The 8,276-nt window shown below is 71.2% G+C and carries 6 protein-coding genes; 5 read left to right on the top strand and 1 reads right to left on the bottom strand.

Translation table 11 applies throughout. The annotated features are described in order from the left end of the window. Positions 1–531: 531 nt before the first annotated feature. Positions 532–1,026 carry an inorganic diphosphatase gene (locus ACFVIM_RS29635; RefSeq protein WP_384307674.1) on the bottom strand — a complete coding sequence of 165 codons (495 nt, stop codon included), beginning with the start codon at positions 1,024–1,026 and terminating at the stop codon, positions 532–534. 201 nt (positions 1,027–1,227) lie between these two features. Here ACFVIM_RS29635 and dacB point away from each other — a divergent pair, with 201 nt between their 5' ends. The 5 genes from dacB to ftsH all read left to right on the top strand — a co-directional run bounded on the left by dacB (position 1,228) and on the right by ftsH (position 8,210). Beyond that, positions 1,228–2,640 carry a D-alanyl-D-alanine carboxypeptidase/D-alanyl-D-alanine-endopeptidase gene (dacB, locus tag ACFVIM_RS29630; RefSeq protein WP_384307670.1) on the top strand — a complete coding sequence of 471 codons (1,413 nt, stop codon included), beginning with the start codon at positions 1,228–1,230 and terminating at the stop codon, positions 2,638–2,640. Between the two features lie 182 nt (positions 2,641–2,822). Next, entirely contained in the window at positions 2,823–3,950 is a 1,128-nt protein-coding gene (locus ACFVIM_RS29625; protein ID WP_384307667.1) for a zinc-dependent metalloprotease, read from the top strand. 210 nt (positions 3,951–4,160) lie between these two features. Further along, complete coding sequence (tilS, locus tag ACFVIM_RS29620; protein WP_384307664.1) at positions 4,161–5,243, top strand: tRNA lysidine(34) synthetase TilS; 1,083 nt, start codon at positions 4,161–4,163, stop codon at positions 5,241–5,243. 117 nt (positions 5,244–5,360) lie between these two features. Further along, complete coding sequence (hpt, locus tag ACFVIM_RS29615; RefSeq protein WP_384307677.1) at positions 5,361–5,900, top strand: hypoxanthine phosphoribosyltransferase; 540 nt, start codon at positions 5,361–5,363, stop codon at positions 5,898–5,900. Positions 5,901–6,188: 288 nt separating this feature from the next. Continuing rightward, complete coding sequence (gene ftsH, locus ACFVIM_RS29610; protein ID WP_384307661.1) at positions 6,189–8,210, top strand: ATP-dependent zinc metalloprotease FtsH; 2,022 nt, start codon at positions 6,189–6,191, stop codon at positions 8,208–8,210. The last annotated feature ends 66 nt before the right edge of the window (positions 8,211–8,276 follow it).

Raw genomic sequence — 8,276 nt, 5'->3', positions numbered from 1 at the left:
CGGTTCTTCGCCTCCGGGGCGCTTTAGTCGATGTCTCGCGTCCGACGTGCTCGATCGCTCGTTCCTCGCGATCTCCGCGCGACGGCCACGAGACATCGACGCGCCCCTTTGGCTCAGAACCGACCTCGGGTAGGTCGAGTCCTCACACGGAGCTACTCACCGGCAGAGCCACCGTGAGCGAAGCCGGGGGCTGGTGACCATCGAAAGATCGACAACGAGTCACGGTCCCATGGACCGGTACCACCGCAGCCAGACACACCACCCGCGGACCGCGCACAACAGAACCCCCCGACACCACACCCGGCCGCAAGCCCCACGACAGCGCCCACCGCCCACCCCCGTGCGAACCCGGCGCCTGCCGACGTGACCAAAGACCAAAGCCCAAGGCCCAAAGCCCAAAGACCAAAGCCCAAGGCCCAAGGCCCAGGGCCCAAAGACGAGCACCGAACACCACCCGCACACACAGAGCGGGCGGCCACCCCGTCTCCGGGATGCCCGCCCGCCCTGTGGACTCGCGACGTCAGCCGTGCGTCAGTGGGAGCCGCCCTGGGCCTGGAAGCGCTTGTAGGACGCCTCGATCTCGGCCTCGGCCTCGGTACGGCCGACCCAGTCGGCGCCCTCGACGGACTTGCCGGGCTCCAGGTCCTTGTAGACCTCGAAGAAGTGCTGGATCTCCAGGCGGTCGAACTCCGACACGTGGTGGATGTCGCGCAGGTGCTCCACCCGGGGGTCGGACGCCGGGACGCAGAGCAGCTTGTCGTCGCCGCCCGCCTCGTCCGTCATACGGAACATGCCGATGGCGCGGCACTTGATCAGGCAGCCCGGGAAGGTCGGCTCGTCCAGGATGACCAGGGCGTCCAGCGGGTCGCCGTCCTCGCCCAGGGTGTCCTCCACGAAGCCGTAGTCGGCCGGGTAGCTGGTCGAGGTGAAGAGCCGACGGTCCAGACGGATACGGCCCGTCTCGTGATCCACCTCGTACTTGTTCCGCGAACCCTTCGGGATCTCGATGGTGACGTCGAACTCCACGGGTGGCTCCTCCAAGGTCAACAAAAGCAAAAAATCGGGGTAACGCTGTGTCCTTCCGGAGAGGCTCCCCGGACCTCCGGACGGCTCGGTCGCAGGTGCCGACCGGGTGGTGACCGGAGTGCCATGTTCGCGGCAAGACGCAGTTCTGGTGATTAAGTGTCTCTCACGCCGGTGTGTGATCGCGAAAGGGGCTGGTGCGAGGTGCCAGTGATCAGGACGTGGCAGCTCACGGCCGGGGCCACCGCGCTGGGCGCGGTCCTCGCGACGCTCGCCGTGACCTTGGCGGGCCCCTGGGAAGGCGGGCAGCGCGCCGCCGAGCGGCAGTGGGCGGCCGCGCGGGACGGTGGGGCGCACGAGGGGCGCGACGCCAAGCCGCGCGCCGACGCTCCCGCGCCCGCGCCCAGCGCTCCGGGGGTGCTCACCGCGCTCGGTGTCCGGGCGGCCACGGCCACGGCCGACGACAAGGCGGGTCCGGCCCTGCTCGCCCGGGAGCTGGCGCCGCTGCTCGCGGCTCCGGGCCTCGGTTCCCTCCGTACGGCCTCCGTCGTCGATCTGACCTCGGGACGGGCGCTGTACGGGAGCGGGCCGGCGGTCGCCGTCACGCCCGCGTCCACGGTGAAGATCGCCACGGCGGTGGCGGCGCTGCACGCGCTCGGGCCCGACCACCGGATCGCGACGACCACCTCGCTGGCGCCGGGCGGCCGCCTCACCCTCGTCGGCGGCGGCGACGCGAGCCTGACCTCCGCGGGGCTGGGCCAGCTCGCGGACCGTACGGCCGCCGCGCTCAAGGGGCGGAAGGTTTCCTCGGTGCGGCTCGCCTACGACGCCTCGCGCTACCGGGGGCCGGTGTCGCACCCCATCGGCCGCAACGGCAATCTCGCGCCCGTCACCGCGCTCATGGTCGACGGGGGCCGGGTGGCCGCCGGGCCCCCGCCGGCCAACGGTTACGCGGAGCGCGGTCAGGATCCGGCCGGGGACGCGGGGCGCGCCTTCGCCCGGCTGCTGAGCGCCCGGGGGATCGCCGTCGCCGGGCCCGCCGTGGCCGGACGGCCGCCCGCCGGGGCACGGCCGCTGGCCCAGGTCGTCTCCGCCCCGCTCTCCGACCTCGTGGAGCGGACCCTGACGCGCAGTGACAACGACCTCGCCGAGGCGCTCGCCCGGCAGACCGCGCTCGCCAGTGGTGAGGAGGCCAGCTTCGCGGGCGGTGAGCGGGCCGTGCGGAAACGTCTCGCCACGCTGGGGCTCCCGCTCACCGGAGCCCGCTTCCCCGACGGCAGCGGACTCGACCGCCGGGCCCGGCTCTCCGCCGGGCTGCTGACCGGCCTGCTCAGCCGTGCCGCCGAGCCGGACCGGCCCGGACTGCGGCCGGTCCTGACCGGGCTGCCGATCGCGGGCTTCACGGGCACGCTCAGCGAACGGCACACGGGCAGCGCGCCGGGCGCCGGGGTGATCCGGGCCAAGACCGGCACCCTGACCGGGGTGAACGCCCTCGCGGGCACCGTCGTCGCCGCCGACGGACGGCTGCTCGGCTTCGCCTTCCTCGCGGGGAAGACCACGGACCGTGACGCGGCGCAGAAGGCCCTCGACGCCTTGGCCGCCGCGCTGGCCTCCTGATCTCTCCCGGTCACACGGCGGGCCCGCGCCCCTCAGCGGGGGAGGCCGCGCCCGCCGTCGCTCCCCCGGGTCACGCCCGCCGCGCGTCCCTATAGCGGCGCCCCGAACCCGTGCCCAGGAGGCGCGCGGAGGGGCGGTCCGGGCGAGCAACGGCCCGCGTGGCCACCACGTACGGTTGACGCATGACGCGCATCGGTGGTGCCGAGATGGTCGACTGGAATCTCGCGGTCGCGACCGCGATCCGCTTTGTGCGGCCGGGGCCGGACGTGAGCAAGGACGAGGCCCGTGAGGTCGTCGCGGAGCTGCGGCGGCACGCCAAGGCGTCGGAGGAGCATGTGCGCGGGTACACCCGCATGATCCCCGAGAGCCACCGCCCGGAGGACACCCCCATCCTCGTCGTGGACCGCGCGGGCTGGGTCAAGGCCAATGTGGAGGGCTTCCGCGAACTGCTGAAGCCGCTGCTGGAGAAGATGGGCGACCGCCGCGCGGCGAGCCCCGCCAACGCGGTGCTGGGCGCGCTCGGCGGCAAGGTGACCGGCGTGGAGCTGGGGATGCTGCTGTCGTTCCTCGCCTCGCGGGTCCTCGGTCAGTACGAGATGTTCGCCCCGGCCACCCGTGAGATGCCCGCCGGGGCCGACGGCGGTGGACGGCTGCTGCTGGTGGCGCCCAACATCGTCCATGTGGAACGGGAGTTGGACGTCGATCCGCATGACTTCCGGCTCTGGGTCTGTCTGCACGAGGAGACCCACCGCACCCAGTTCACCGGGGTGCCGTGGCTCCGCGACCACCTTCAGGGCGAGATCCAGGCTTTCCTCGGGGAGACCGATGTCGACCCGATGACCCTGCTGGAGCGGTTCCGCGAGGCCGCGCAGTCGCTCGCCGGGGCCCGCCCCGAGGGCGAGGAGGACGAGAGCGGGCGTTCGCTGGTCGAACTGGTGCAGACCCCGGCGCAGCGGGAGATCCTCGGTCGGCTGACGGCCGTGATGTCCCTGCTGGAGGGCCACGCCGACTATGTGATGGACGGCGTCGGGCCCGACGTGGTGCCCTCCGTCGCCGAGATCCGGGAGAAGTTCCAGCAGCGCAGGGCGCGCGGGGCCAGCCGTCTCGACCTGGCGTTGCGCAAGCTCCTGGGGCTGGACGCCAAGCTCCGCCAGTACCGCGACGGTGAGCGTTTCGTCCGTGCTGTGGTGGAAGAGGTGGGAATGGATGGTTTCAACCGAGTCTGGACCTCTCCCAACACCCTCCCCACGAAGGCGGAGATCGCCAAACCCGCCGACTGGGTGGCCCGGGTGCACCGCCGCGCGGAGTGACGAAGCGCGCATCGCGCCGTACGCCCTCCGGGGGGTGGGGGTACGCCCCCCGGAGGGCGCAGCATCACCCATCCGAGGGACCGTAGGGCGTAGGCAGGCGTGCAATGCTCGGGGAACGGCTCGGTTCTGTCACCATCGACGCACTCTGAGTAACGGAATCGGCGGTCAATCCCCCACCGAGGCACCCCCCAAACACGAAGGGCACCGGATATGGGTCCCCATCCTGCGGTCGCGGCGATACGCCTGGCGGTCCGCCGCGTCCTGCACGACGTCCTCACCGAACACAGCGAACGGCTCGCGCGTCCCAGCCACACGGCCGCCACGGCCCGCGCCGCCACCCCCCACCCCCGTACCGCCCTGAGCGCGCCGGTGACGGCGACCGCCCCGCTGGTGCTGGTGGCCTGCTCCGGTGGCGCCGACTCCATGGCACTCGCCTCCGCGCTCGCCTTCGAGGCCCCCAAGCTCTCCGTCCGGGCGGGCGGCATCACCGTCGACCACGGTCTCCAGGAAGGCTCCGATCTCCGCGCCACCGAGGTCGCCGCGCGCATGACCGCCCTCGGTCTCGACCCGGTCGAGGCCGTCACCGTCCGTGTCGGCCGCGACGGCGGACCCGAGGCGGCGGCCCGCGACGCGCGCTACGCCGCGCTGGACGCCGCCGCCGAACGCCACGGCGCGTCCGCCGTGCTGCTCGGCCACACCCGCGACGACCAGGCCGAGACCGTGCTGCTCGGGCTCGCCCGGGGCTCCGGCATCCGCTCGCTCTCCGGAATGGCCGCCGTCTCCGGCGCCTCCGGCCGCTACCGCCGTCCCTTCCTCCAGCTCGACCGGCAGACCGCCCGTAAGGCGTGCCTGGTCCAGGCGCTGCCTGTCTGGGAGGACCCGCACAACGCGGACCCCGCCTACACCCGCTCCCGGCTGCGCCACGAGGGGCTGCCCGCCCTGGAGAAGGCGCTCGGCAAAGGGGTCGTCGAGGCGCTCGCCCGCACCGCGCAGCTCTCCCGCGACGACGCCGACGCGCTGGACACCTGGGCCGCCGACGCCGACACGGCGGTCCGTGACGAGTCCGGCGAACTGGACTGCGCCAAGCTCTACACGCTGCCGCCCGCCGTCCGCCGCCGGGTACTGCGCCGCGCCGCGATCCAGGCAGGCGCCCCCGCGGGCTCCCTCTTCGCCCGGCATGTCGAGGAAGTGGACCGCCTGATCACCGGCTGGCGCGGCCAGGGAGCCATCAATCTGCCCGGCCGCGTCGAGGCGCGCCGGCAGAGTGGCAGACTTGTCATCCGGCAAGGCTGACGCAGTCGCGGCGCGAGCACGGCGGCTGAGGTCACCCGGGAGCCGTGTTCCAGGCCCCCGGACCCCCGGCCCCCGAGGCCCCGGCAAGGAGAATGCGACCGCGTGAACGAGAAGGACATGGGCACCGACCTCCAGTCGGTGCTCATCACCAAGGAAGAGATCGACGCGAAGCTGGCCGAGCTGGCCGCGAAGATCGACGCTGAGTACGCGGGCAAGGATCTGCTGCTCGTCGGTGTGCTCAAGGGCGCCGTCATGGTGATGGCGGACCTGGCACGCGCCCTGTCCGCCCCGGTCACCATGGACTGGATGGCGGTCTCGTCCTATGGCGCGGGCACCCAGTCCTCCGGTGTCGTACGGATCCTCAAGGACCTCGACACCGACATCAAGGGCCGTCATGTCCTGATCGTCGAGGACATCATCGACTCCGGGCTCACGCTCTCCTGGCTGCTGTCGAACCTCGGCTCCCGGGAGCCCGCCTCCCTGGAGGTGTGCACCCTGCTGCGTAAGCCGGATGCCGCAAAGGTCTCGATCGACGTCAAGTGGATCGGGTTCGACATCCCCAACGAGTTCGTCGTCGGCTACGGCCTCGACTACGCCGAGAAGTACCGCAACCTTCCGTTCGTCGGTACGCTCGCGCCGCACGTCTACGGCGGCTGACCGGCGGGGTGCCCCGGGCCGCCGGGCCCGCTGCCGGGAACCGGCCGGAACCAGCCGGGAACGCCGCGGCAAGCCCCGGCAACGCGCTGGCGAACCCGTGGGAACGGATCCGCCACGCGTCGGGAACCAAGGGCACCCCACCGCCGTTGAAGCAGGGGAGGACCGGTTTGTCAGCCGTTACCGTGCGGTCACGGTGACGATGCTGGGGTACCGTCCGAAGAACAGTCTTTTCTCACAGCAGCATTTACCTACGGGCAGGAGGGACGGGGCGGTCACCGCTCCGTATGGATGGACGTGAAGCGATACTTCCGTGGGCCGGTCATGTGGATCGTGCTGGCCGTCCTCGCCGTGGTCGTGTTGATGCAGGTCGTCGGCTCGTCGGGCGGCTACAAGACGGTGGACACCGGCCAGGTCGTCCAGGCGATCGACAAGAACCAGGTCGACCAGGTCAGACTGACCACCGGCGACGAGCAGATCATCAAGGTCGATCTGAAGGACGGCACCAAGGTCAAGGGCAGCGACAAGATCCAGGCGAGCTATATCGGCAGCCAGGGATCCGACCTCGCTGACAAGCTCCAGGCGAAGTTCGAGGCGGGTGACATCTCCAAGGGGTACACCGTCTCCCCGTCGAAGCAGAGCCCGTTCGTCTCGGTGCTGCTCTCCCTGCTGCCCTTCGTCCTGATCGTCGTGGTCTTCCTCTTCCTGATGAACCAGATGCAGGGCGGCGGCTCCCGGGTGATGAACTTCGGGAAGTCCAAGGCCAAGCTGATCACCAAGGACACCCCCAAGACCACCTTCGCCGATGTGGCCGGATCCGACGAGGCCGTCGAGGAGCTCCAGGAGATCAAGGAGTTCCTCCAGGAGCCCGCGAAGTTCCAGGCCGTCGGCGCCAAGATCCCCAAGGGCGTGCTGCTCTACGGCCCGCCCGGCACCGGCAAGACCCTGCTGGCGCGTGCCGTCGCGGGTGAGGCCGGTGTCCCCTTCTACTCGATCTCCGGCTCCGACTTCGTCGAGATGTTCGTCGGTGTCGGTGCCTCCCGGGTGCGTGACCTCTTCGAGCAGGCCAAGGCGAACGCCCCGGCGATCGTCTTCGTGGACGAGATCGACGCCGTCGGCCGCCACCGTGGCGCGGGCCTCGGCGGCGGACACGACGAGCGCGAGCAGACGCTGAACCAGCTGCTCGTCGAGATGGACGGCTTCGACGTGAAGGGCGGCGTCATCCTGATCGCCGCCACCAACCGGCCCGACATCCTCGACCCGGCGCTGCTGCGCCCGGGCCGCTTCGACCGCCAGATCGCCGTCGACCGCCCCGATATGCAGGGCCGTCTGGAGATCCTCAAGGTCCACCAGAAGGGCAAGCCGGTCGCGCCGGACGTCGACCTCGGCGCCGTCGCCCGCCGTACGCCGGGCTTCACCGGTGCCGACCTCTCCAATGTGCTCAATGAGGCGGCGCTGCTGACCGCGCGCAGCGACAAGAAGCTGATCGACAACCTGTCGCTGGACGAGGCGATCGACCGTGTGGTCGCGGGCCCGCAGAAGCGGACCCGGATCATGTCGGACAAGGAGAAGAAGATCACCGCGTACCACGAGGGCGGTCACGCCCTGGTCGCGGCGGCTCTGCCGAACTCCGACCCGGTCCACAAGATCACGATCCTCTCGCGGGGCCGTGCCCTCGGGTACACGATGGTCCTGCCCGAAGAGGACAAGTACTCCACCACGCGCAACGAGATGCTGGACCAGCTCGCCTACATGCTCGGCGGCCGCGCCGCCGAGGAACTGGTCTTCCACGACCCGACCACCGGCGCCGCCAACGACATCGAGAAGGCGTCGGCGACCGCCCGTGCGATGGTCACGCAGTACGGCATGACCGAGCGTCTCGGCGCGATCAAGTTCGGCGGGGACAACACCGAGCCGTTCCTGGGCCGCGAGATGGCCCATCAGCGGGACTACTCGGAGGAGGTCGCGGCGCTGGTCGACGAGGAGGTCAAGAAGCTCATCGAGACCGCGCACAACGAGGCCTGGGAGATCCTGGTCGAGAACCGCGACGTCCTCGACAACCTGGTCCTCCAGCTGCTGGAGAAGGAGACGCTCGGCAAGGAGGAGATCGCGGAGATCTTCGCCCCGATCGTCAAGCGTCCGGCCCGCCCGGCCTGGACCGGCTCCTCCCGGCGCACCCCGTCGACCCGGCCGCCGGTGCTCTCCCCCAAGGAGCTGGCACTGACCAACGGCGCGGTCAACGGCAACAGCGCGGCGACGGCGGAGGCCGCGCCCAGCCCGGAGCCCGCTCCCGAGGAGCGCCCGGAGAGCTGATGGCCGCGGGGCCATGGCCCCGCACCCGGAATGAACGCCGCGTCCCCCCAGGTTCTAGCCTGGGGG

Origin of the sequence: Streptomyces sp. NPDC057638 (genome assembly GCF_042800315.1) — a bacterium.
In the GTDB taxonomy this organism is placed as follows: domain Bacteria; phylum Actinomycetota; class Actinomycetes; order Streptomycetales; family Streptomycetaceae; genus Streptomyces.
This window is presented reverse-complemented; position numbering and strand designations above follow the sequence as displayed.